Source organism: Streptomyces sp. NPDC049879, assembly GCF_044461265.1.
In the GTDB taxonomy this organism is placed as follows: Bacteria; Actinomycetota; Actinomycetes; order Streptomycetales; family Streptomycetaceae; genus Streptomyces.
Genome location: NZ_JBITKT010000002.1, coordinates 454,073 through 475,758 on the forward strand (window position 1 = coordinate 454,073; position 21,686 = coordinate 475,758).

The 21,686-nt window shown below is 72.5% G+C and carries 24 protein-coding genes and 1 tRNA gene; 6 read left to right on the plus strand and 19 right to left on the minus strand.

Translation table 11 applies throughout. The features are described 5' to 3' along the window. Window positions 1-142: 142 nt before the first annotated feature. The 13 genes from ACIBPC_RS09045 to ACIBPC_RS09105 all read right to left on the minus strand — a co-directional run bounded on the left by ACIBPC_RS09045 (window position 143) and on the right by ACIBPC_RS09105 (window position 10,256). A complete protein-coding gene (locus ACIBPC_RS09045) occupies window positions 143-1,387 on the minus strand; it encodes a DUF3631 domain-containing protein (RefSeq protein ID WP_398842309.1) in 1,245 nt (414 codons plus the stop codon). Between the two features lie 295 nt (window positions 1,388-1,682). Beyond that, window positions 1,683-2,591, minus strand: coding sequence for a bifunctional DNA primase/polymerase (locus ACIBPC_RS09050; protein ID WP_398842311.1), 909 nt, complete (start codon window positions 2,589-2,591; stop codon window positions 1,683-1,685). A gap of 90 nt (window positions 2,592-2,681) precedes the next feature. After that, on the minus strand, window positions 2,682-3,398 hold the full coding sequence (locus tag ACIBPC_RS09055) for a PP2C family protein-serine/threonine phosphatase (protein WP_398842313.1): 717 nt from the start codon (window positions 3,396-3,398) through the stop codon (window positions 2,682-2,684). A 9-nt stretch (window positions 3,399-3,407) separates the two neighbouring features. Beyond that, on the minus strand, window positions 3,408-3,902 hold the full coding sequence (locus ACIBPC_RS09060; RefSeq protein WP_398842315.1) for a hypothetical protein: 495 nt from the start codon (window positions 3,900-3,902) through the stop codon (window positions 3,408-3,410). Then, window positions 3,899-4,366 (minus strand): hypothetical protein, encoded by a 468-nt coding sequence (locus tag ACIBPC_RS09065; RefSeq protein WP_398842317.1) that lies wholly within the window; start codon window positions 4,364-4,366, stop codon window positions 3,899-3,901. Before ACIBPC_RS09065 ends, ACIBPC_RS09060 begins: the two co-directional genes overlap by 4 nt. Before the next feature lie 201 nt (window positions 4,367-4,567). Further along, window positions 4,568-6,562: a plasmid transfer protein TraB gene (gene traB, locus ACIBPC_RS09070; protein WP_398842318.1), complete on the minus strand. Its 1,995-nt coding sequence runs from the start codon at window positions 6,560-6,562 to the stop codon at window positions 4,568-4,570. Window positions 6,563-6,575: 13 nt separating this feature from the next. Continuing rightward, complete coding sequence (gene traA / locus ACIBPC_RS09075) at window positions 6,576-7,259, minus strand: plasmid transfer protein TraA (RefSeq protein WP_398842319.1); 684 nt, start codon at window positions 7,257-7,259, stop codon at window positions 6,576-6,578. A gap of 65 nt (window positions 7,260-7,324) precedes the next feature. Continuing rightward, entirely contained in the window at window positions 7,325-7,660 is a 336-nt protein-coding gene (locus tag ACIBPC_RS09080; protein WP_398842321.1) for an RRQRL motif-containing zinc-binding protein, read from the minus strand. Then, window positions 7,657-8,559, minus strand: coding sequence for a DUF2637 domain-containing protein (locus ACIBPC_RS09085; protein WP_398842323.1), 903 nt, complete (start codon window positions 8,557-8,559; stop codon window positions 7,657-7,659). Before ACIBPC_RS09085 ends, ACIBPC_RS09080 begins: the two co-directional genes overlap by 4 nt. Next, a complete protein-coding gene (locus ACIBPC_RS09090; protein WP_398842325.1) occupies window positions 8,556-8,954 on the minus strand; it encodes a hypothetical protein in 399 nt (132 codons plus the stop codon). The genes ACIBPC_RS09085 and ACIBPC_RS09090 overlap by 4 nt, the downstream gene beginning before the upstream one ends. Beyond that, window positions 8,951-9,238 carry a hypothetical protein gene (locus ACIBPC_RS09095; RefSeq protein ID WP_398842327.1) on the minus strand — a complete coding sequence of 96 codons (288 nt, stop codon included), beginning with the start codon at window positions 9,236-9,238 and terminating at the stop codon, window positions 8,951-8,953. Before ACIBPC_RS09095 ends, ACIBPC_RS09090 begins: the two co-directional genes overlap by 4 nt. Before the next feature lie 157 nt (window positions 9,239-9,395). After that, complete coding sequence (locus ACIBPC_RS09100; protein WP_398842328.1) at window positions 9,396-9,872, minus strand: NUDIX domain-containing protein; 477 nt, start codon at window positions 9,870-9,872, stop codon at window positions 9,396-9,398. Window positions 9,873-10,094: 222 nt separating this feature from the next. Next, on the minus strand, window positions 10,095-10,256 hold the full coding sequence (locus ACIBPC_RS09105; RefSeq protein WP_398842330.1) for a hypothetical protein: 162 nt from the start codon (window positions 10,254-10,256) through the stop codon (window positions 10,095-10,097). Between the two features lie 746 nt (window positions 10,257-11,002). Between ACIBPC_RS09105 and ACIBPC_RS09110 the strand changes: the two genes are divergently transcribed. The 3 genes from ACIBPC_RS09110 (at window position 11,003) to ACIBPC_RS09120 (ending at window position 12,958) form a co-directional block, all read left to right on the plus strand. Beyond that, window positions 11,003-11,848 (plus strand): GntR family transcriptional regulator, encoded by an 846-nt coding sequence (locus ACIBPC_RS09110; RefSeq protein ID WP_398842331.1) that lies wholly within the window; start codon window positions 11,003-11,005, stop codon window positions 11,846-11,848. A 35-nt stretch (window positions 11,849-11,883) separates the two neighbouring features. Next, complete coding sequence (locus ACIBPC_RS09115; protein ID WP_398842333.1) at window positions 11,884-12,543, plus strand: HAD family hydrolase; 660 nt, start codon at window positions 11,884-11,886, stop codon at window positions 12,541-12,543. A gap of 277 nt (window positions 12,544-12,820) precedes the next feature. Further along, the gene (locus ACIBPC_RS09120) at window positions 12,821-12,958 is read left to right on the plus strand and encodes a DLW-39 family protein (protein WP_362968315.1); all 138 of its coding nucleotides are present in this window, start codon (window positions 12,821-12,823) and stop codon (window positions 12,956-12,958) included. A 162-nt stretch (window positions 12,959-13,120) separates the two neighbouring features. On the opposite strand, the gene ACIBPC_RS09125 is transcribed toward ACIBPC_RS09120, so the two are convergent. Beyond that, window positions 13,121-13,681, minus strand: a complete 561-nt coding sequence (locus ACIBPC_RS09125) for a DNA-binding protein (protein ID WP_362968313.1) — start codon at window positions 13,679-13,681, stop codon at window positions 13,121-13,123. Window positions 13,682-13,839: 158 nt separating this feature from the next. Here ACIBPC_RS09125 and ACIBPC_RS09130 point away from each other — a divergent pair. Then, window positions 13,840-13,912, plus strand: a tRNA-Ala gene (locus tag ACIBPC_RS09130). 93 nt (window positions 13,913-14,005) lie between these two features. Here the strand turns inward: ACIBPC_RS09130 and ACIBPC_RS09135 are convergent. Next, window positions 14,006-15,460 carry an aldehyde dehydrogenase family protein gene (locus ACIBPC_RS09135; RefSeq protein ID WP_398842335.1) on the minus strand — a complete coding sequence of 485 codons (1,455 nt, stop codon included), beginning with the start codon at window positions 15,458-15,460 and terminating at the stop codon, window positions 14,006-14,008. Between the two features lie 37 nt (window positions 15,461-15,497). Next, the gene (locus ACIBPC_RS09140; RefSeq protein ID WP_362968309.1) at window positions 15,498-16,457 is read right to left on the minus strand and encodes an amidohydrolase family protein; all 960 of its coding nucleotides are present in this window, start codon (window positions 16,455-16,457) and stop codon (window positions 15,498-15,500) included. 107 nt (window positions 16,458-16,564) lie between these two features. Between ACIBPC_RS09140 and ACIBPC_RS09145 the strand changes: the two genes are divergently transcribed. Together ACIBPC_RS09145 and ACIBPC_RS09150 are read left to right on the plus strand one after the other, a co-directional pair. Then, a complete protein-coding gene (locus ACIBPC_RS09145) occupies window positions 16,565-18,136 on the plus strand; it encodes a bifunctional 3-(3-hydroxy-phenyl)propionate/3-hydroxycinnamic acid hydroxylase (protein ID WP_398842337.1) in 1,572 nt (523 codons plus the stop codon). A gap of 8 nt (window positions 18,137-18,144) precedes the next feature. Next, window positions 18,145-18,963: an IclR family transcriptional regulator gene (locus tag ACIBPC_RS09150; RefSeq protein WP_362968305.1), complete on the plus strand. Its 819-nt coding sequence runs from the start codon at window positions 18,145-18,147 to the stop codon at window positions 18,961-18,963. A 23-nt stretch (window positions 18,964-18,986) separates the two neighbouring features. Here the strand turns inward: ACIBPC_RS09150 and ACIBPC_RS09155 are convergent, their stop codons facing one another. Genes ACIBPC_RS09155 through ACIBPC_RS09165 form a run of 3 tightly spaced genes read right to left on the minus strand, consistent with a single transcriptional unit; the run spans window position 18,987 to window position 21,686 of the window. Then, window positions 18,987-20,237, minus strand: coding sequence for an MFS transporter (locus ACIBPC_RS09155; RefSeq protein WP_398842338.1), 1,251 nt, complete (start codon window positions 20,235-20,237; stop codon window positions 18,987-18,989). 43 nt (window positions 20,238-20,280) lie between these two features. Further along, window positions 20,281-20,931 (minus strand): CoA transferase subunit B, encoded by a 651-nt coding sequence (locus tag ACIBPC_RS09160; RefSeq protein WP_362968301.1) that lies wholly within the window; start codon window positions 20,929-20,931, stop codon window positions 20,281-20,283. After that, window positions 20,931-21,686 carry a CoA transferase subunit A gene (locus ACIBPC_RS09165; RefSeq protein WP_398842340.1) on the minus strand — a complete coding sequence of 252 codons (756 nt, stop codon included), beginning with the start codon at window positions 21,684-21,686 and terminating at the stop codon, window positions 20,931-20,933. The genes ACIBPC_RS09160 and ACIBPC_RS09165 overlap by 1 nt, the downstream gene beginning before the upstream one ends.

The window sequence follows — 21,686 nt, forward strand, 5'->3', positions numbered from 1 at the left end:
GGTGAGGCTCACAGCGATCTCCTGATACGGGATGGCGTGCCGTTTCTTCCGGGAGATCCGCTACTTCCGCTACCTCCGCTACCGCGCAGGTCAGGGGCCTGTCGCGGGTAGCGGAAGGGTGGGTGGTAGCGGATGTGTGCCGCTACCTGGGGGTGGTGGCGGGGGTAGCGGGTGCCGGGCCGGTAGCGGAGGGGTAGCGGCTGTGGTCGGCCGTTTCCGCTACCTCGTTGTCGCAGGTCAGCCCAGTGATCGGGGTGTCGGTAGCGGAGGTAGCGGATTCTCCGGGGGGCGGGGGGCAGTACCGGGTCCACGCGTCGGTGAGGTCGTGGGCGTAGTAGCCCTTGAGCACGCTGCTGCCGGTTTTGATGTTCCGCGCGGCGAGGGGCCGGTTGTCGGCGGTGACATAGGCGCGGAGCATGCGGGAGAGCATGCGGGCGTTCATCGGCTTGCCCTCGATGTCACCCCATGGGGAGTCGTCCAGGGCCGTGAGCCGGTCGAGGATGACGACGGTCGGCATGCGGTCCGCGCCGCAGAACACGCGGTCCCGCAGGTCGGTGAGGAGCTGGATGCCGATCGAGGCGCCGTCGTCCTGCTTGGCGGCGTCCACCAGCTCGACACACGCCTGGCGGGCGCGAGCGGGCCAGTCCCCGCCAGCCGCGTCGGCCACGGCCAACAGGGGTTCCCACACATCCGCTGGCCGGTCGGTGACGCCTTCGGGCATCTCGGGCCAGGCGTCGGCGACTTGGGCGCGTACGGTGTCGGCCCAGTCGGCGAGCTGGTCGCGCAGGGCGTGCCCCTGCTTCTCGTGGGTGCGCTGCCGGTAGGGCTCGACCTTCTCGTTGGGGGCGCGCTTGCGCATCCGGATGATGACGGAGCGGGTGAGCACGGTGTCCGGCAGGCTGCCGAGTCCGGCCATGGCGACGGCGCAGTACGAGCCGAAGACCTGGGCGTTCTGGTTGGAGCCCTCTCCGACGCACCGCAGAGCGCCGCCGATGCGCCGGTATCCGGCGTTCAGGAAGCCGCGGAGCGCCTCGTCGGCCCCGGCCTTCGGGCCGAAGATCGTGTCCACCTCGTCGAACAGGACGGTGGGCAGTCCGGCGGCGGAGTCAACCAGCCGGTACAGGGCGTTCGCCGACGCCGATACCGTGCTGACCGCCCGGGGCGTCAGCAACTCCACGATCTCCAGCGCCCGCGACTTCCCGCTGCCCGGCTCGGGGGACAGGAAGGCGATCCTCGGGGTGGTCTCGAAGCAGTCGATCAGGTGGGCGTGCGCATCCCAGAGCGTGACCGCGACGTACGCGGCCGCGGTCGGGAAGATGTTGAACCGGCGGTGGAACTGCTCGACACGAGCCAGCAGCTCAGCACCATCCACAGGCTGTGTGCTCATGCGGCGGTCCTCTCGGAGTGGGGGCGGAGAGGGCAGACGGCCCGGTGCGCGGCGTGGTCGGCGATGAGCGCGAGAACGCGCCGTTCGCCGAGGGCGCCGCGGTCGCGTCCGCACTCGCACTGGGAGTGGGCGGACGGCGTGGCGCCGCGCGGTGCGGTGATCCTCAGCCAGGCGACAGGGTATCGACCGTCCCGCCGTTGCGGGTCAGAACCAGAACGGACGCCTTCGGCGACCACTTTCGAGGCGCCCACGGCCGAGATGCTGTCCGCTGCGCGGGCGGTGGTTGGCACGCTGGTCATACGGCGCCCACCATCTCGTTGAGGCCCCGGGTCACAGCGCGGGTGGCGTACGGCTCGGGCACACCCATGGACACGGCGGCGGCGATGACGGCCCGCCCGAGGACGTCGAGACCACACGGCCCAGGGCAGTCCCGGTGCTGGTTGGCGAGCCAGCAGGCGACACCGAACGCCTGACTCCCGGCGCCCTGCTCGCGGCGGGCACGGATGAGACCGAGACCGCGCTCCAGGCCCGTACGGACGTAGCTCTCGGTGTGGCGGCAGCCGGTGGCCACCTGCCGGTTCCACGGCGTACCGGTGGTGGAAGAGACCACCCCGGCCCCTTCGCGCGGGGCGGGGGTGGTCTCTTCCACCTGGGGGGCCAGCTCGGCGACGGCGTTCGGCAGGATGGTCATGGTGCCGGTGCCGGGGCCGAGCCAACGGGCGTAGGCCATACGGCTCTTGAGGTCCACGCCGGGCCGGACGGCGTTGTGGGAGGTCATGGCGCCCTGGTAGATCCAGTGCTCACCCCGCGTCGTGGCGACCGTGCGGGTGGGCGGCAGGGTCTCGCGGGCCCAGGCGACGGCCGACTGGTTGTCGAGGTCCACCACGGTCAGCCCGGCCGTTCCGGCGCCGCCGGGGTGGTAGGCGACCGCACCCGCCTCACGCCAGGCGCGGGCCCAGGCGGGGGAAGTGACGACGGCGAGGTCGGCCGTGGCCGCGGCCCAGCCGTGGCATGGCGCCGGGCACTGGCAGGGCCCGGCCGTCTTCATGTTCGGCCGGCCGCCGCAGACGCCCGGGGTGGGTCCCGAGCAGCGGGGGCAGTTGGCCACCGGGCGCTTGTCGGCGCTCAGGGGCATTACGGGCACACCGTGTGTTGCCAGGTCGAGTGCCGCGTTCAGCCACGCGGCGTGGGGGCCAGATGTCATGCTGGGTCTCCGGCTTCTCTCTTGAGGGGCTGGGACCCGGGGCAGGCCGCACGTCTTTGGAGAGGTGGGCGGCCTGCCCCGGGGGCAAAGTCAGGTGTGCTGGATGACGACGACGGTGGCGTCGTCGCGGTATCCCTCGCGGTCCGGCTGGACAGCAGCGACCAGGGCATCGGCGAGGGTCTGCGGGTTGTCGGCGTGTTCGGCAACCAGGCGTTCGAGGTCGCCCGGGAGGATCTGTGCGTGTACGCCGTCGCTGGTCAGCAGGATGAGGGGCGCGTTGGTCAGGATGGTGTGCACCGTCCACACGTCGGCCCAGCCGATGTGCCCCCTGCTCCAGTTGTCGTGCGCGGCGGCCAGCAGCTCGATTCCCTCGTTCGTGTTGTGGCGGAGCCAGTTGCCGACGCTGTGGTCGGTGGTGAGCAGATCGAGGGTGCCGTTCTGCCAGCCGTAGGCGCGGCAGTCCCCGACCCAGGCGATCTCGGTCTTGTGCCCGGGGCTGGTCACGGCGGCGATCGAGACACCGTTGGGGGCGTCGCGCGGGTGGTCCGCCGGAACGGAGACGACACTCCCGGCGGCGAGCAGGGCGCTGAGGGCGTGGCGCCGGGTCGCGACGCGGGCGGCGACCTGAGCGCTGATGTGGCTCATCTCGGCAACGGCGGGGCCATGGCCGATGCCGTCCGTGATGGCGGCACCGACGATCTGGGTGCCGGGCAGGGTGTGGACGGCGTAGGCGTCACCGGACAGACCGCCGGACCCCTCGCGGGTAGCGGCGGCCGTGACGACGCGGGTGGTCTTGCTGCTGCTCAAGGGATCTCCTCAGCGGTGGTTGATGGTGCTGTTGGCGCGGCTGAACAGGCCGTGCGAGGTGACGTGGGTGATGTGGGTGTCTCCCTGGCCGGTGCGGCGCGGGAGCTTGGCGGCGATCAGAAGCAGCGCGACGCCGAGGAGCAGACCGCCGCTCACGCCCGCGAGGGCGGAGAGCATCTGGCCGATGCCCCATCCGGTGGCGCTGGCGCCGAGGCCGCCGCCGATGAGGATCTGCGCGCGCGGGTCGATGATTGGCGCGGGCGTCAGGTCCCGGGGTTCGGTGCGGGCGGGCATCGGCGGGGTGAAATCGCGGGGCATGGGGACCATGCGGCCGAAGGCGTCCGGGACCCACGCGATGCGGCGTTCAGCCGCCGTCGCGACGGCGGCCGGGGCGATCGGCAGGGGCAGCAGCGTGTGCTCCTGGGTGATGCTGTCGTACGGGTCGTAGAGGTCGGCGGCGAACGGGTCGTACGGCGACTCGTACGGCTGTGGGTGGTGGGTCATCGTGGGCTCCTGGCGGTGAGGCCGGGCCGGATGGCCCAGGCGGGTGGGGTGGTGATGCGGTAGGTACGGGGGCGCCACCAGGTCTCGCGCAGCCGCCCGGCGTCGAGAAGGGCGACGAGGTGCGCGGCGAGCCAGTGCGTCGTCTGGCCGGTGCGCAGGGCGATGTCGAGCAGATCCGTGTGGGAGACGGTGTGGTGTCCGGCGGCGAGCCGGTGCGCGAGGTGCTGCTCGATGGCCTCGGCCGTCTGCTGCGGAGTGCAGATCCGGGGGAGGCGCTCGGCGACGTCGCGGCGGATGAGGCCGATGAGCCGGTCGGTCCGGTCGGGGGTGAGGCTGACCGTCGCGGTGTGGGACCAGGTGTCGGGCTCGCGGATGTCGAGCCGGGCCGCGGCCTGGTCGGGTGGGGTGGGGGTGGTCCAGGCGCGTAAGGCGGCGGCGAGGACGCGCGCCGCGCGGGGTTTCATGGGTTGCCGTTCCTTCCCGGGGTGGGTGTCAGAACGGGGTGTCAGAACGCGGCCCGCCTCGCGGGCGCGCACGCGTTGTCTTAGGTGGGGCGGGGTGTCAGAAGTTCTGACACCCGTTCTGACAGTGCTGACACCCCGTTCTGACACCTCCTGGCACCGCTGGAAGGTGTCAGGAGGTGTCAGTGCAGGTCAGGAGGGGTGTCAGGCGTCGGCGTGCTCGGGGTAGAGGAGCCGGTAGGTGCCCTCGTCCTGCGTTTCGGCGAGGTGGATTCCGGCGTCGGCCAGGTCGCCCAGCCGCTCGCTGAGCCAGGCTCGGGAGCGGTTGAGGCGGCCGTCCTTGCCCCAGTGCGGGGCGAAGTCCCGGGGGCCGATCAGCTCCCGGTCCTCGGCGCGGAACTCCTCCAGCACGAGCAGCAGCTCGGCCTCGGCCTCGGCGGGGGCGAGGCGCCGGCGCGGCTCCTGGCGGGCGGTCGGCTGTCCGAGCGACCACACCTCGTTCGCGGGGACCGGAGGGATCTCGCGGTCCGGGTCCACGTCGGGGTCCGGGGCTGCGTCGGCGTCGAGTCCGGCGGCTTCCATGACGGCGCGTTCGATCTGTGCGTCGAGGACGGCTTCGCGTTCGGCGTCCTCCTGCCCGGGGGCGTGCATGGTCGTCTCCGTCGCGGCGTCGGTGTCCTGGTACCGGGTCCGGTCGGTGTAGGCGTCTCCGGCCGCGGTCGCGGTGATGGGGTCGGCAGCCGGGCGGGGGGCGATGGTGAGGGCGCCGGTGATCTGGTCGTCGTCGGTGCGGTAGGTGCGCATGGGGATGGCGTAGCGGTCCTCGTCGATGCCGGGGGCGACGAGGTAGGCGTAGCCGGGCTTGCGGTTCTGCCACGCTTCGGGCCTGGCTCCGGCATCCCGCACGTCCTCGGGCAACGCCATGTCCGCCGTCGTCGCGCCCTTCACCCCGAAGCACAGGAAGCCGCCGAGCTGTTCGCGCACGTCGGTCGGCATGCTCGTGCTGGAGGGCCGTTGCTGGCTGAGGATCACGGAGATCCCGGCGGAGCGGGCTTCCTGCACCACGCCGTCCAATTCGACACCTTCGCGGAACAGCTTCGCCGACTCTTCGAACCAGCAGATCAGGTACGGCATGCCGAGCTGGTCGAACGCGGCCGGGGTCCAGTTCTTGAAGCCCGCGCGGCCGAGTGCGTCGGCGCGGGCGGTGATGACGTGCGGGAGAGCGCCCGCCATCGCCTCGGCCCCTGCCATGCTCGTCTCGGCCCAGTCCAGGTAGGGCAGGAACGGGCCGAAGGTCTGCTGGCCCTTGGAGGGGTCGGCGGCCCACACGATCGCGTCGCGGCGGGTCAGCGCCTCGGCGATGGCGATGGACAGCCCGGCGCTCTTGCCCGAGCCGTTCATTCCGGCGATCCCGTAGTGGGTGGCGTTGCGGCTGCCGTCCGGGGCGGCGGGGAACCACAGGACGGCTTCCTGCCCGTCCTCGTACAGGCCGACCGGGATGGGGTCGGTGATGCTGCTGCCCATCCGGGAAGGGCCCGGCCACGCGGCGCCGTCGCGCAGCATGTCCTGCGGGACGATCACCAGGTCCGGCCGGTCGGCGCGGTCCGGGTCGGGCATGATGCGGATGCTGGTCGGGGAGATGCCCAGTTCGACGGCGATGGCGTCGATCCGGTTGCCCAGCTCGGCCGGGGTGACGTCGTGGAGCTGGAGCGGTGCGGTCACCCGGTTCGGCTCCACCTCGGGCTTGCGCCGCAGGGACGCGCGGGCCTGCCCGATCGCCTTGACCAGCACCCCCGTCTCCGACGCCTTCTCGCCCTCCTTGGACGCGTCCGGGTTGGCCCGGAGGGCCTGGCGGATGTTCCACGACCCGGCGCCGACAGCGCCGCCGATCACGAGCGTGGACAGCAGGGTCGGGTCCAGGGGGTCGGTGACCGTCCCGACCACGAGGTAGGCGGTCGCGGCACCGGTCGATGCGGTGGCGTGGAGTCGGCGGGCAGCGGCGGTGCCGGCACCGGCCCACCACGTTGCCGCCGTCAGCACCCCGGCCGCCAGGGTCATGCCCATCGCGGCGGGCGGCGAGTCCCCCCACGCCGCGTGCGCCGCCAGCGAAGCGGGCAGCTCGGCGGCCACCGCGAGCCACGGCCGCGTACGGGGATGCTTGACGCCCTTGACCAGGGCGCCCTTGAGGCTGTCAGCCATCAGTTTCTCCTGGTCAGTTGAAGGTGAAGGGGGCGCGCGGCTGCTTGGCGGGCCGGGCCTTGCCGACCTTCCGCAGATCCGATTCGAACTCCCGCTCGAAGGAGGCGTAGAGGGCGGCGGCCTGCTTCGCGATCAGCTTCTCCGCGCTGGCGATGGCCTTCAGGTGCCGGGCGACCCGCCGGGCCCGCATCCGCGCACCTGCCATCGAGCCGTCCGCCGTGGGGATGTGGCGGAGGACCTGCGCCAGGTGCTCCGCGTCCATGCTCCGCTCGACGGCCTTGTTCCTGGCGACCTTGCGGACGTGCTCGCTGAACGACCTGATGTCCTCGTTCGTCATGAACTCCGCACCCGGCGCGGCCTGGTCGGCGGCCTGACCAGCGGCGCTCTGCCCGATCGGCGTCCCCGCCGGACGGCCGGAGTTCTTGTTGATGTTGATGGTCAAAGAGCGGTTCTTCGTCCGCTCCCGGTGCGTCGAACGGGAGCGCTGGACGTGCGTCGCGGTCCGTTCGCGGCGCAGCCGGTCACGCTCGGACCGGTCGGCCGCACGCTGTTCCCGGCGCTCGGCCTGCTGGCGCTTGCGCCGGTCGGCGGCCAGCTCGGGCCCCGGAGCGGCCGGGGCCTGCCGGGGCGGGGTCTCGGGCCGGGGCGGGACGACGACCGGCCGGGCCGCGGGGGTGGTGCGGGGCGGGGTAGCCACAGCGAACTCCCAAAGGGGACAGCTCTGGCAGCCGGTACGGCCGCCAGAGACGAAAAAACCGAAGGTCAGGCGGCCGGAGCGAACCCGGCACAGACGTTGCACACCCCCAGCGACCTGGGAATGCAGTACTCCCGCACCGCCCGGCAGTCCGGGCAGGTGCGGCGCGCGGCCAGGGCCGCGTGGACGGCGCGCCACCGGCCCGGCGTCATCGGCCGCACCGGCACCGCGAGGTCGAGCCGGTACAGGTGCGCGACCAGCGCCGGGCGGCCCCGGCGCCTCGGGCGTTCGAGGACGGCCACGGGGTCGTGTCCGCCGGGCCGAAGCCCGTGCACCCGCAGCTGACGGCGGGTGGCGAGTCCGTCCGGGGCGAGGCGCCAGCGGTAGACGGGCAGGGCGCTCATGCCCCCACCCCCGCTGGTTCGGTTGTGCGGGTGGTGGTCTCGTGGAGGCGGGTGAGGGCGGCGCGTTTGACGCGGCGGCCGTAGGAGTCGGAAGCGCCCAGGGCGGTTCCGATCTCGGTTCCGGTCAGTTCCGGGTCGGCCGTCAGCAGCGCCACCGCGCGGGTCACGTGGGCGTGGAAGCCGCTGCCAGCTATGTCCTCGGACTCCAGGTCCGCGCCACCGGAACCGGCAGGCGGAACCGCCGGAACCGGGTTGCTGTCCGCCGGTTCCGGCGCCGGACCGGACTGCCGCTGGTCGGAGAAGACCTGCTGGTCATGGCTGGTTCCGGTGACTTCCGGCAGTGGCTCGAACTGGCCGAAGACCGGCATCCGCGTCCTGTGCTCCGCCTCGTCGCGTTCCCGTGCGGCGCGCTCGGCAGCGATGGCCGGTTCCGCCGGAACCGCAGCCGGTTCCGCTGGTTCCGGTGCCGGTTCCGCGACCGGAACCGGGGCGGGTTCGGGGTGGGCGAGCCAGCGGTGGATCTGCCGCATCATGACGCCGAACGCGACGAGCGCGGCGGTCGGGGGAACGCCCGCGACCACGTAGTCGAGAGGTTCACCCCGGTCGCCGACACCGGCGACGTTCAGCACGATGGAGCCGCCCGCGCTGGAGACCATCAGGCCGATGGCCCACCAGTCCACCCGCTGCTGAAGCGCGGCCCGCAGCATCAGCAGCTCACCGGCGATCACGCCGAGATCGAGCGTCGCGGGCCACGCCCACGCCCGCTCCCCGGACAGGCCGTGAGCCATCGCGATGTCCGCCAAGTGCGCGTAGGACAACCAGAACGCGGCGCCGGTCAGCGCGACGATCACCGCACTCGCACCCGCGACGATCGCCCGGTCAGCCGTACTCCGGTTCACCGCTCCTCACCCATCCCGTCCTCGTCGTAGCCGAGGTGGCCGAGCATGGCGTGCACGTCGTCCAGAGAGGTGCGCAGCAGGTCGGCGTTGTCGCGCGCCCACTCGACGGCGCCGTGCAGGGCGGACAGGTCGGCCGCCAGCGCGGCCGGGTCGCCGGTGTCGTGCCGCAGACCGCCGCCCTGGGCGAGGGTGTGAATCAGGCGGTGGGCCTGCCCGATCGCCTGTGGCAGACGGGCGGCCAGCTCGGCGAGCGCGCCGACAACGGCGTAGGCGTCGCCGGGGTAGAACCACTCGGCGTTCTCGTCGGGCCGCTGAGTCAGGTGGTTGAGGGCGCGGATGGCCTCGGACGCGGCGCGCGCGTGGGAGGCCGCCGTCGCGGGAGTCTGGTGCGTCATCGGGTCACCGCCGCACGGCTCGTGGTCCGGCGAGGGGCGGGGACGCGGCGGGCGGTGGTGGCGGCGTAGGTTTCGATGGCCGCCACGGCGAGGGCGGTGAGCGGGGCCGCGAGGTCGGGGTCGGACGCGAGGATGTCCGCGCCGGCGTCCAGCCGCGCGGCCCGCTCCTCAGCGTTCTCGCCCTCGACGCCGAGCCACAGCTCGGGGGGCGTACCGAGACCGAGCGACAGCTCGATCAGGTCGTCGTCGGTCAGCACCTCGTGGGCGCCGATGAACGCACGCATGGCGTGTACTCCAAGATGTGAGAGGGCCCGCCGCGTCACGCGCGGCCGGGCGAGGGGGGGGGCTCAACCGCGCGCGGCGGGAGCCGGAGAAGAGGAGCGTCCGATCGCGTCCCCGGGGCCGCCGCGCCAACAGCACGGGCGGCCCCGGGGCGCGCGGTCAGCGCTGGAACGAGCGCGCCGCGACGGCAGCGCTGATGATCTGCGCGTGGTCGAACGCCAACAGCGGGAGCGCGGTGAGCGGCCACCAGCGGGCGTCGGCGGCGTCATCGCCCGCCGTGGCCTCGGTCCCAGCCGGGGCCTCGGCACGGTACGCGACGGTGACGTATCGGCCGCGCGGGTCCCGGCCGGGGGCGTCGAAGACCCCCACGAGGGTCAGCTCGTCGGCCGGGACGTGCACGCCGGTCTCCTCGGCCAGCTCTCGGGCGGCAGCGTGGCGCCCGGTCTCGCCCGGGTCCACATGGCCACCCGGAAGCGCCCACCGGCCCTCGAACGGCGGCCAGCCCCGCTCGATCAGCAGCACACGCCCACCACTGAACAGCACCGCATCGGCGGTGTAGCGGATGGTCTCGGTGTCGTCGGCGCGCTTCGCGACGGTGTACTCGCGCACGGACTGGTGCTCGTACTGCCCGGTCATGGAGGGCTCTCCTGTCTGGGCCGGTCTGTCCGGCTCCCCCTCACCACCTCGCCCCGGCGTGCCAGGGGCGAGGTGGATCAGGCAGCCGTCAGGCCGGTCAGCCGGGAAGAGTCACGCCGCAGTTGTTGCACGCGCTCCCGGGCATCCCGGGCGTTTCGCAGGACGGGCAGTTGACACCGCCGGACCAGGCGGCGAACCGGGTGAGAACGGCGAGGAGAGCGGTCACCGGGCGCCTCCCCGAGGGGCCGGGTCCGCCTGGCGGTCCAGCCTGGCCCGGTCGTCGCGGCGGCGCTGCTCGGCCTCCCACAGGCGGCGGAGCTGAGCCTGCTGATCCGGGCTGGGGTCGGCGGCCGTCGCGGCGAGAGCGGTGATCGAGAGGTTCACGGGATCACTTCCCGCTCGGCCGCTGGTCGAGGATGTCGTCCAGCTCGCGCTGGGAGTAGTCCCGGCCGTCGATCGGGTCGTCGTCGTCCACACCGATCGGTGCGATGATGAAGTTCACAGGTGGTCCTTCCAGATGGCCTGTGGTCTGGCGGCCCCGGGGCGCAATCCCGGGGCCGCCTCTTGGTTGGTGGGGCAGTCCTGCATCCCCCCGAACACCACCGCCACCGAACGCCGACGTACGGGCGCGGGGCGGTGGTCACGGGCAGCTCAGGTAGCCGCGGTGACGCGGTAGGCATGGCCGGTTGCGCCGGTCCAGCGCGACGGCGCCCGCCGTTTTCGAAAGATCACGAGAACTCCCAGATAGATGGGGCGAGAGCTTCGCCGGTACGCCGTTGCCACGGCCATACCAGTCCCGAGCCCAAGAATCGGTGCGCCATCGTCGCTGCTCTGGCGCCAGCAGGACGGCACACCCGGCCGCCAGGGGACGGGGACTCTCACCCCGTCATCAACTCACTGTTCAGTTCTGAAGAAACCGCAGGTCACGGACAGGTGGAGCGCGCGGTTGCCCGCCTTCTCCAGAGCCATCCGGCCCGCCCGGAAGCAGCCCAAAGAAGGCCCTTTCGGAGCCTCACCTCGCTTTCGCTTGGTGCGACGGGATGAACATACCCATCCTCCCTAGGTAGGTCAACCAGGATGGGATGGTTAGGCTCCCTGGGTTCGGCGAGGAGGTGGCCTAGCATGGGGGGATGAGCCTTGACCCAGACGACACGCGACCGGCGTTCCAGCAGGTCAGCAGTGCTTTGCGGGCGGACATCCTCACGGGCAAGTACGCGGCTGGTGAGCAGATCCCGTCCGGTCCCGAGCTGATGCGGCGCTACGAGGTAGCCAAGGCGACCGTGGCGCGCGCCCTTGATGTCCTGCGCGACGAAGGGCTGATCGTGACCAGGAAGGGGAAGGGCAGCTTCGTTCGTCAGCGGACCGAACGACCGGTCGGGCTACGGCCGCACTTGGAGGCCGCATTCGAGGGCGAGTCGGTGAGCATCGACTTCTCGGGCTTCTCAAGCGAAACGCTTAACGGCGCGATGACTGAGCCGCTGGACAAGGTGCGGTCCGGTCGGCTGACTCCGCAGAAGATCTCCGTCCGGCTGCTATTGCCGGACACCTCGGTGCACATGGCTGTGCCCGTTCTCGTGGACGAACTGAGGGACGACCCTGCACTCCGGAGCCGGGCGGGTCAGCTCGCGGTCACCCACGCGGGCGGGCTCAAGCACAGCGTCGAGGTACTGGCCGAGCTGGGCCTTGTCCAGTCGGCCAAGGTTGAGATCCGCTTCTTCAAGGCATCGGCGCTCTTCAAGCTGTACGTGATCAACGGAGCTGAGGCGTTCTTCGGGTATTACCCGCTGCGTCAGCGGAAAATGGTGGTCGAGGGTGAGGAGAAGGAATTCTTCGACATCACCGGAAAGGACACCACGCTTTTCCACTATTCGGCGAGTCCGGATGAATCGTCGCTCGGTTCCCAGTACGTGCAGCAGTCTCAGCGGTGGTTCGACAGTACGTGGGACAGCATCGCGTTTCAGCAGGCGGAAGCATGAGTGGGGAGAGCGCTTTTGGGCCGGTCCTCAGAGGCGTGCGGCATCTGCTGATCGATTTCGACGGGCCGTTCTGCTCGGTGTTCGCGGGGCTGAGCGCGGGTGAGGTGGCGGAGCGGATGCGTCAGCAGCTCGTCGCGGCCGGCCACGAGCTTGGCCCCGACTGGGCGGGCGAGGGAGACCCGCTCGCGCTGCTGCGGCGGATCGCGGACGAAGCTCCCGGGATGGTCGCCGACGCCGACGAGGTGCTTACGGGACTGGAGATCGAGGCGGCCCGACTCGCGCGGCCCAACGAGGAGATGGAGGCCGTGCTCGACGCGGCGGCGATGTCGGGACGGGCCGTCGTCGTGGTGAGCAACAACGCCGGGCAGGCCATCGAGGGCTATCTGGAGAAGCACGGCCTGACGGACCGGGTTCGCGGTGTGGTGGGGCGGGTGCCGGGCGAGCCGGAGAGCATGAAGCCGAGTCCGCGCCTGCTGCTGGACGCCATGGGTGCGGGGGCGGACGCATCCGAGTACGTGTTCATCGGCGACGCCGTGCGCGATGTCGAGGCCGGGCATGCGGCGGGTGTCCCCACCATCGGGTACGCCAACAAGCCGCGGAAGGAACGTTCGCTCGCGGACGCCGGCGCGGTCGTCGTGGTCACATCGCTCGTGCCGGTCGCCGACGCTTTGACATCACCTGACATCGATTCCTGACATCAACATCGGGAGACAAGCGCGACCGCCAGCGGACGTTCCGGGAAACCGGGTGTCCGCTGGCGCTTCGAGAAGGGGAGATCACTAAGGGGAAGGTTTTCAGCGGGACCGACCTGATAAGGATGAGGCCACAGGTTCAAGTCCTGTTAGCCCCACCGCGCGGCCCGGCCCGGCGGGGTGTCCATCCGCCGGGCCGGGCCCTTCTTGTGAGGACACGATTGGGTATCATCGGGCGCCAGATGATCCGATCACGTTTGAAGAAAGACGAGGTAGCGCGGTGAAGAAGCTGCTCCTGGTCGCCCTGGCCGCCGTGGCCGGTCTGCTCGTGTACCGCCAGATCCAGGCGGACAAGGCCGAGCAGGACCTGTGGACCGAGGCGACGGACTCCGTGCCGTCCGGGTCCACCGGCGCCTGAAGAGACCCCGCAGGACCCGAGAGACACGCAACGCGCCTCCTGGCCCCTTCCGCCGCCCACGCGGCTGGGGACCGGGAGGCGTTGTCATGTGCGACTGCGAAAGGGCGGGGCGCGTGGTGTGGCTCGCGGTGCACGACACCGTCGTCGTGCACCGCCGTCGGATCAGCCCTGGTGCTGCTCGTAGTGCTCGACGGCCTCGCGAGTGCGCGCGATGCCGTAGACCCGGAGGAATTCGGCCAGTTCCGGGTGGCTCTCGGCGAGCAGGCGGGACGCGCTCTGGATCTCGGTGGCGTCCGCGACCGACCGGAGCAGTGCCTGGATCTCCCGGACGACGCGCTTCGTCGGGTTGGCCGGAACGCCCACCGAACCGGGCCGCGTGGCCGTCGAGTTGGGGCTCAGGACATTGCCCCCCGCGGTGCGGCGGATCTCGTCCATCGCCGCCGTCGCCTCGGCCGCGCTGATCCGGCCGCCCCGCACTTCGGCGGCCAGGTCCTGGAGCGCGCGCACGCGTTGCACGACGGCCGGATTGCCGATCTTCGCGCGTTGCCCGCTCATGAGCTGCGACAGCATGGGCGCGGAAAGGCCCAGCACCACCGCCAGTCGTGCCTGGTTGAGGCCGAGATCGGCGATGAGCCTGCGGAAGAGCGTCCCGAGCGGTTCGCCGTACCAGGTCGTCTGCTGCTCTCTCGCCTTCTCTGTGGACTCCTGCTGTGTTGCGTCCATCGGTGTCTCCCCTGTTCTCCCCTGATCGCTTCACGTGAGCGAAGCTGCGCGTCATCCTACGAAGAGACCCGCACCCGGGGCGATACCCGGTCGGTATCCGGCGGGCGGATTGGGTACCCTGGTCCACGGCTGTGCACCGGGCTTCCGGGAACGGCCGCGGGGCCTTAGCTCAGTTGGTAGAGCGCCGTCTTTGCATGGCGGATGTCAGGAGTTCGACTCTCCTAGGCTCCACGTCGCCGAAGCCGTCCGGCCCGCGGGGAACGCGGGGCGGACGGCTTCCGTGGTCTTCGGGGCGGCTCGCCGGGGCGGGGAACGGCCGGGTGCTCAGGCGTAGTTCTGTGTGATCTGCTTGTACTCGGTGAAGTCGTCCAGGCTGGCCACGCCGCCCAGGCGGCCGAGGCCGCTGGCCTTCCAGCCGCCCTCCTCCATCTCGACGGCCAGGTTGGCCCAGCTGTTGACGGAGATCAGGCCCGCGTGCAGCCTGCGGGCGACGCGCAGGGGGCGGTCCGCGTCGCGGCTCCACACGCAGGCGCTCAGCCCGTACTCGGTGGCGTTGGCCAGCTCGACGGCCTCGTCCTCCGTGCGGAAGCGCTGGGCCACCTGCACGGGGCCGAAGACCTCCTGCTGGACGACGGGCAGCGAGGTGTCGGAGACCTCCAGCAGGGTCGGGCGGTAGAAGGCGCCGCCGGTGAGGGCCGGATCGGTGGCGGGGCCGCCGCGGACCAGTGCCTTGGCCCCGGCCGCGAGGGCGTCCTCCACCAGCTCGTCCACGCGCGCCACGGACGCCTTGTCGATCATCGGGCCGATCTGGCTGTCCGGGTCGGCCGCCGGGCCGGGCCTGATCCGGCCCAGGCGCTCGGCCAGCGCGTCGAGGAACCGGTCGGCGATCTCCTCCTGCACCAGCACGCGGCTGCCCGTCATGCAGAACTGGCCGGCGAACACCGTGCAGGACGCCACCACCGTCTCCAGCGCGGCGTCGAAGTCCGCGTCGGCGAAGACCAGGTGCGGCGTCTTGCCGCCCAGTTCTGCGCTGACGCGCTTCAGGGAGGCGGCCGCGTCGGCCAGGATGATCCGGCCGACGGCGGTGCTGCCGGTGTAGCTGATCACCGGGACCAGCGGGGAGCCGACCAGGTGGCTCGCGCCCTCGCTGCCCGACTCGATGAAGATGTTGACCAGGCCGCGCGGCAGGTCGTCCACGGAGGCCAGGATCTCCGCCATCACCCGGGCCGTCTGGGCGGCCTGGGCGGGCATCTTCACGACCGCGGCGCACCCGGCGGCGAGTGCCGGGGCGAGCGAGCGCACCGACAGGTACGCGGGGGAGTTCCACGGCGTGATGATCCCGGCGACGCCGACCGGCTGGCGGATCGACATGGACTGCTGGCCGGGCCTGGTGCCCGACACCCGGCCGAAGTCCTGGAGGGCCAGGCCCGCGGCGAAGCGCAGGGCGCGCGGGATGAAGTGCACCTCGTACCCGGCCTCGCCGCGCAGCTTGCCGTTCTCCAGGCACAGGGTGTCGATCAGGTCGCCCGTCCGCGCCTCGTAGGCGTCGGCCAGGTGGTGCAGCGCGGTGGCCCGGAGCATCGGGTCGTCACGCCAGCCGCTGGTCTCGAACGCGCGGGCGGCGGCCTGGACCGCGGCTTCCGCCTCGGCCTGTCCGCCGGCGGTCCAGCTGCCGATGGTCTCGCCGGTGGCGGGGTTGGTGCTCGGCGATCCGGGCTCCTGGGGGGCGGCCCACTCGCCGTCGATCCAGTGCCGTGCCTGCTGAAGCTGGTCTGTCATGCGTTCACGCTCCATTGCGGTGAAGGGGATGCGGCGGTCAGAGCCGCAGCAGGGCCTCGGCGTTGCCACCGGCGATCTTGCGGCGGTCGGCCTCGCTGATCGGCGCGGTCTCCAGGAACCGCGTGGCCGTGGCCATGTCCTCGAAGGGGTAGTCGGTGCCGAAGAGGATGTGGTCCGCGCCCAGGGCGAGGAGGGCGCAGAGGAGGGGCGGGGCGTCGCAGACGCCGCTGGTGGTGATGTAGAGGTTGTGCCGCAGGTACGCGGAGGGGTTGCCGCGGGCGAGTTCGACGCCGTGGTGGTTGTGGAACGCCCAGCGCGAGTCGAGGCGCCACAGCACGTAGGGCAGCCCCTCGCCCATGTGGCCGAGGAGCAGTTTGGCGTCGGGGAAGTCGTCGAAGACGCCGCCGAAGATGAGCCGCAGCGCGTGCGAGGCGGTGTCCGTGCCCCAGCTCCACATCGGGCCGACCATCTCGGGGTGCCCGGACAGGACGTGCGCGGTGTCCGCGCCGTTGGCCGGGTGCAGGTAGAGGGGGACGTCGTGTCCCGCGGCCTGCTCCCACACGACGCGCAGGGTGGGGTCGTCCAGGTAGCGGCCCTGCGTGTGCGCGTTGACCAGCGCGCCCTTCAGGCCGAGCTGGGTCACCGCGCGTTCCAGTTCCTTCGCCGCGGCCTGGGGGTCCTGGAGCGGGAGGGCGGCGAAGCCGGCGAAGCGGGTGGGGTTCTCGGCGATCACCGAGGCCAGCAGGTCGTTGACGGCCACGGCCTGCCGTACGGCGACGGCCGGGTCCTTCTCGGCCTGGATGCCCGGCGAGTTCAGCGACAGCACCTGCACGTCGAGGCCCGCGGCGTCCATGGCCGGGAGGCGTTCCTCGGTGAGGTCGAGCAGGAGCCGGGAGGCCGCGGCCCACGCGCCGGGCTGGGCGATCGAGGCCGATCCGGCGCCGTAGGCCGCGAGGCCCGGGGTGACGAAGTGTTCTTCGAGGCCGATCGTGCGCATCGAGGCTCCCTTACCAGCTTCGCATTTCACTTTTATGCATTGACTTTACGGATGATGGAACTTAGCGTCCGGCGTGTCAACAGTGACGGCATGCGGAGGTCGGTGCGGTGTCGGTACAGGAGTCGGACGAGGTCGCGACGGCCGCGGACGTGGTCGTGATCGGCTACGGGCCGGTGGGCATGGTCACGGCCGCCCTGCTCGGCCGGGCGGGCCACCGGGTGGTCGTGCTGGAGCGCTACGACGGGCTGTACAACCTGCCGAGGGCGGCCAGCTTCGACGAGGAGACGATGCGCACGTTCGCCTCCCTCGGGATCGCCGAACGGCTGCTGCCCGGGCTGCGCGTCCAGCACAGCTACGAGTGGACGGGCGCCTCGGGCGAGGTGCTCAGGGAGATCGGCTACGCCGAGCGGGGCCCGTGCGGCTGGGCGGAGTGGTACATGATGTACCAGCCCGACCTGGAGGACGCGCTGGACGCGGCCTGCCGCGCCACCCCGGGCGTGGAGGTCAGGCAGGGAGCGGCGGTCACCGGCGTCGGGCAGGACGCCCACGGCGTCCGGGTCACCGTCGAGGACGGCACCACCGTCACCGCCCGGTACGTCGTCGCCTGCGACGGGGGCAACAGCTTCGTGCGCCGGGCCCTCGGCATCGACCAGGACGACTACGGCTTCTCCGAGCCGTGGATGGTGTGCGACTTCCGGCTGCGGCGGCCGGCCGGCGTCCCCGCCGCGCGCCAGGTCGGCGACCCGCGGCAGCCCACGTCGATCATCTCGCTCGGCCCCGACCACCACCGCTTCAGTTTCATGCTCGACTCGGTGGAGGACTTCGCGGCCGAGAGCGCGCCCGAGCGCGTGTGGGAGCGCGTCGGGCGGTACCTCACGCCGGACGACGCGGAGCTGATCCGCGTCGCCACCTACACGTTCCGCTCGCGCGTGGCGCACCGCTGGCGCGAGGGCCGCGTCCTGCTGGCCGGGGACGCCGCCCACCAGATGCCGCCGTTCCTCGGCCAGGGCATGTGCTCGGGGGTCCGCGACGCGCAGAACCTCGCGTTCAAGCTCGACCGCGTGCTGGACGGCACCGCCTCCCCCGGCCTGCTCGACACCTACCAGGCCGAACGCGAGCCGCACGTGCGCGCCGTCACCGAGATGGGCATCGCGCTCGGCCGCCTCCAGACCACCAGGGACCCCGCCACGGCGGCGGAACGCGACCGGAGGCTGCGCGCCGAGCGGGAGGCGGGCCGGCGGCAGGAGAAGATCCGCTTCCCCGCCCTGACCACCGGCCTGCTCGCCGAGCGGTCGCTGCCCGGCAGGGGCGAACTCTCCCGGCAGGGCGTCGTGGACGACGGCACGGCGCGGGAGAGGCTCGACCAGCTCCTCGGGCACGGCTTCGTGTTCCTGGCGACCCCGGAGGCGGCCGCCGGGCTCGGCCCCGCCGCGCGGGAGCTGGCGGACGCCGGGGTGAAGGTGGCCGCGGTCGCGGCGGACGGGCCGCTCGCCGACGTGGAGGGCGTGTACGCCCGCTGGTTCGCCGAGCACGGCTGGTCGGCGGTGGCCGTGCGCCCGGACTTCTACGTCTACGGGGCAGCCGGGGGCGACCTCGATCCGCGCGACCTGGCCCGTGACCTGCTCGGCGCCCTCCGGCGGCCGGACGCGCCGGCCGCCGCCCCGGACGCTGTCCTATAGTTCCCCCCATGGCCGCAGGGGCAGGGGACGCCGAGGACGCACGCCAGGGCATCCAGTCCGTCGAGAACGCCATGACGGTCCTCCTCGCCCTGGAGGAGGGCCTCGGCCCGATGACCCTCACCCAGATCTCCGCCGCCTGCGCGATGGCGCCGAGCAAGGCGCACCGCTACCTGGTCAGCCTCGGCCGCGTCGGGCTCGTGTCCCGGTCGAAGAGCTCCGGGCTGTACGACATGGGCCCGTCGATGCGCCGCCTCGGCGCCGAGTCGCTGCGGCGCATGGACGAGGCCGGGCTCGCGTCCGAGTACCTCCCCGGGCTGCGCGACAGGACCGGGCACGCCGTCAACCTCGCGGTGTGGGGCGACCACGGGCCGGTCATCGTCCGCTGGGAGTACGGCTCCCACGCCCTGCCGATCACCGTCCGGGTGGGGGCGACCATGCCGCTGCTCAGCTCGTCCGTCGGCCGGGTGTACCTGGCCTGCCTGCCGCCCGCCGTGACCGACCCGGTGCTGCTCGCCCAGGCGGAGACCACCGGGCGGACCGACCTCGGCGACGACGAGATCGCCGGGATCAAGGAGGACGTGCGCCGCGACGGCTACGCGGTGACCTCCGGCGGGGTGCTGCCCGGCGTCTCGTCCGTGGCGGCGCCCGTGTACCCGGCGGTCGGCGCGCTCCCGCTCGTCGTCGCCCTCGCCCTGCCGACCCGGCACGCGACCGGGGAGGCGATGGCCCGGCTGACCGAGGACGTCTGCGCGACGGCCGCCGCCATGTCGGCCGAGATAGGGCACCGGAGCCAGCCGTCCGCCCCGGAGGCCCGCGCGCGGCGGTGACGCCGGGGCGGCGGCGCGGCTGGTCAGCGGGCGGCGGGCACCCCGGGCCGTACGGCGGCGGGCGCGCGTCCGGCCTGCCGCAGCAGCGCCGTCAGGGCCGCGCCCAGCAGGGCCGGGGCGGCGAAGGCGAGGAACCCGGCCTTGGACGAGCTGATCAGCGCGGTGGCGGCGCCGACGTAGGCCGGGCCCACGACGGCGCCGACGCGTCCCACGCCGAGGCTGAAGCCGAGCGCGGTGGCGCGCAGGCGGGCGGGGTGGGAGACGGCGACGAAGATGTTGACGAGCGCCTGGGTGCCGAGCGCGCCGAACCCGGCGACGGCGGAGGCGAGGAGCAGCAGGGGCCGGGGCTGCGGCGTGCTGAGGGTGATCATCGCGACGGCGGCGAGGAGGAAGCTGGTGGTCGTCGCCGCCTTCAGCAGCCCGCGGTCGGCGATCAGGCCCGCCGCGAGGATCCCGGCGACGGCCCCGGCGTTGAAGGCGATGGAGAAGTCGAGCGAGGAGCCGAGGTCGTACCCCGAGTCGACCATCAGCGTCGGCAGCCAGGTGCCGGCGCCGTAGACGATGACGAGCCCGGCGAACGTGACCGCCCAGAACAGCAGCGTCGGGCGGCGGTACGGCGGGGTGAGCAGCTCCCCCGGCCCGGCGGCCGCGGGCGGCGCGTGCGCCGGCCGGTCCTGGACGGCGGCGGGGACCATGCGCCACACCACGGGGACGAGGACGAGGGGGAAGACGCCGAAGAGGAACAGCGTGTGGAAGTCCCACTCAGGCAGCAGCGTCCGGCCCGCGACGGCGGTGAGGATCCCGCCGACGCCGATGCCCGCCGTGGCGGTGCCCACCTGGAGGGAGTGGCGGGCGGGCGTGGCCGCGTCGCTGACGTAGGCGGTGACGAGGGGGATCAGGGCGCCGAGGCCGATGCCGGTGAGGAACCGCGTCGCGGCGAACAGCGCCAGGTCGTCGGCGAGGGCGCTCAGCAGCATGCTCAGCGACAGCCAGCTCAGGCTGACGACCAGCGGGAGCCGGCGGCCGATGAGGTCGCCGGCCCAGCCCGCGGCGATGGAGCCCAGCGGCATGCCGAGCGCGGTGAGCGTGCCGAGGAGGCCGAGCGTCGACGTGGTGACGTCCCAGTCGGGGTGGGCCAGCAGGGCGGGGCCGACGACGCCGAGGACGAAGAGGTCGTAGCCCTCGATGCAGAGGATGACGAGCCCGAGGGCGATCGCGGGGCCCGGGCGGCCCGTCGTGCCGGGCGGGGCGGGCGGGGCGGGGGTGGCGTGCATGTCCGTACTCCTCCTGCCGCACGGCGCGCGTGCGGCGTCCGGTTCACGGCAGACGGATGTCCTCGGGGATGTGGAGGGGCGCGGCGGTGGCGGCGGCGACCTGCTCGGGGGTGACGCCCGGCGCGGTGGCGGCGAGGACGAGCCCGCCGTCCGTGACGTCGAGGACGGCGAGGTCGGTGATGACGCGGTGGACGCACGCGCGGCCGGTCAGGGGCAGGGTGCACTCGGGGACGAGCTTCGGGCTGCCGTCCCGCGCGGTGTGCTCCATGAGGACGACGACGCGACGGGCGCCGTGCACCAGGTCCATCGCCCCGCCCATGCCCTTGACCATCTTGCCGGGGATCATCCAGTTGGCGAGGTCGCCCCGCGCGGACACCTGCATGGCGCCGAGGACCGCGGTGTCGATGTGGCCGCCGCGGATCATGCCGAACGACAGGGCGGAGTCGAAGAACGCGGCGCCCGGCAGGACGGTGACGGTCTCCTTGCCCGCGTTGATCAGGTCGGGGTCCACGGCGTCCTCGGCCGGGTAGGGGCCGGTGCCGAGGATGCCGTTCTCCGACTGGAGGACCACGTGCACGCCCTCGGGGATGAAGCCGGGGACGAGGGTGGGCAGGCCGATGCCGAGGTTGACGTAGTCGCCGTCGCGCAGTTCGGCCGCCGCGCGGGCGGCCATCTCGTTCCTGGTCCAGGGCATCAGCCGGCCACCGTCCGCCGCTCGATCCGCTTGTCGGCCGCCTGGCGCGGGGTGAGGGGCACCACGCGCTGGACGAACACGCCGGGCAGGTGGATCTCGTCGGGGCCGAGGCCGCCAGGCTCGACGAGTTCCTCGACCTCCGCGATGGTCACGCGGCCCGCCATCGCGGCGAGGGGGTTGAAGTTGCGGGCGGACTTGTCGAAGACGAGATTGCCGTGCCGGTCGCCGCGCGCGGCCCTGACCAGGGCGAAGTCGCAGGTGATGGCCTCCTCCAGGACGAAGGCGCGGCCGCCGAAGACCCGCGTCTCCTTCCGCGGCGAGGCGACGGCCACGCCGCCGTCGGCGCGGTGCCGCCAGGGGATGCCGCCGTCGGCGAACGGGGTGCCCACGCCCGCCGGGGTGTAGAACGCGGGGATGCCGCTGCCGCCCGCGCGCAGGCGTTCGGCCAGGGTGCCCTGGGGGACCAGCTCCACTTCGAGTTCGCCGCCGAGGTACTGCCGGGCGAACTCCTTGTTCTCGCCGACGTACGACCCGGTGACGCGGGCGACGCGTCCCGCGCCGAGCAGGATGCCGAGGCCGTGGTCGTCGGTCCCGCAGTTGTTGGAGACGATCCGCAGCGCGCTCGCGCCCTGCTCGTACAGGGCCGAGATGAGGACGGCCGGGATGCCGCACAGGCCGAAGCCGCCGACCGCGAGGGAGGCGCCGTCGCCGATGCCGGCCACGGCGTCGGCCGCGGAAAGGATGGTCTTGTCCAT

Excerpts from the sequence above, each read along its gene's own strand:
- ACIBPC_RS09125 (WP_362968313.1), bottom strand. The coding sequence starts at position 13,681 with ATGGACGCAACACAGCAGGAGTCCACAGAGAAGGCGAGAGAGCAGCAG.
- ACIBPC_RS09135 (WP_398842335.1), bottom strand. The coding sequence starts at position 15,460 with ATGACAGACCAGCTTCAGCAGGCACGGCACTGGATCGACGGCGAGTGG.
- ACIBPC_RS09100 (WP_398842328.1), bottom strand. The coding sequence starts at position 9,872 with ATGACCGGGCAGTACGAGCACCAGTCCGTGCGCGAGTACACCGTCGCG.
- ACIBPC_RS09150 (WP_362968305.1), top strand. The coding sequence starts at position 18,145 with ATGGCCGCAGGGGCAGGGGACGCCGAGGACGCACGCCAGGGCATCCAG.
- ACIBPC_RS09110 (WP_398842331.1), top strand. The coding sequence starts at position 11,003 with ATGAGCCTTGACCCAGACGACACGCGACCGGCGTTCCAGCAGGTCAGC.
- ACIBPC_RS09060 (WP_398842315.1), bottom strand. The coding sequence starts at position 3,902 with ATGACCCACCACCCACAGCCGTACGAGTCGCCGTACGACCCGTTCGCC.
- ACIBPC_RS09140 (WP_362968309.1), bottom strand. The coding sequence starts at position 16,457 with ATGCGCACGATCGGCCTCGAAGAACACTTCGTCACCCCGGGCCTCGCG.
- ACIBPC_RS09155 (WP_398842338.1), bottom strand. The coding sequence starts at position 20,237 with ATGCACGCCACCCCCGCCCCGCCCGCCCCGCCCGGCACGACGGGCCGC.
- ACIBPC_RS09065 (WP_398842317.1), bottom strand. The coding sequence starts at position 4,366 with ATGAAACCCCGCGCGGCGCGCGTCCTCGCCGCCGCCTTACGCGCCTGG.
- ACIBPC_RS09160 (WP_362968301.1), bottom strand. The coding sequence starts at position 20,931 with ATGCCCTGGACCAGGAACGAGATGGCCGCCCGCGCGGCGGCCGAACTG.
- ACIBPC_RS09050 (WP_398842311.1), bottom strand. The coding sequence starts at position 2,591 with ATGACATCTGGCCCCCACGCCGCGTGGCTGAACGCGGCACTCGACCTG.
- ACIBPC_RS09080 (WP_398842321.1), bottom strand. The coding sequence starts at position 7,660 with ATGAGCGCCCTGCCCGTCTACCGCTGGCGCCTCGCCCCGGACGGACTC.
- traB (WP_398842318.1), bottom strand. The coding sequence starts at position 6,562 with ATGGCTGACAGCCTCAAGGGCGCCCTGGTCAAGGGCGTCAAGCATCCC.
- ACIBPC_RS09090 (WP_398842325.1), bottom strand. The coding sequence starts at position 8,954 with ATGACGCACCAGACTCCCGCGACGGCGGCCTCCCACGCGCGCGCCGCG.
- ACIBPC_RS09165 (WP_398842340.1), bottom strand. The coding sequence starts at position 21,686 with ATGGACAAGACCATCCTTTCCGCGGCCGACGCCGTGGCCGGCATCGGC.
- ACIBPC_RS09095 (WP_398842327.1), bottom strand. The coding sequence starts at position 9,238 with ATGCGTGCGTTCATCGGCGCCCACGAGGTGCTGACCGACGACGACCTG.
- ACIBPC_RS09045 (WP_398842309.1), bottom strand. The coding sequence starts at position 1,387 with ATGAGCACACAGCCTGTGGATGGTGCTGAGCTGCTGGCTCGTGTCGAG.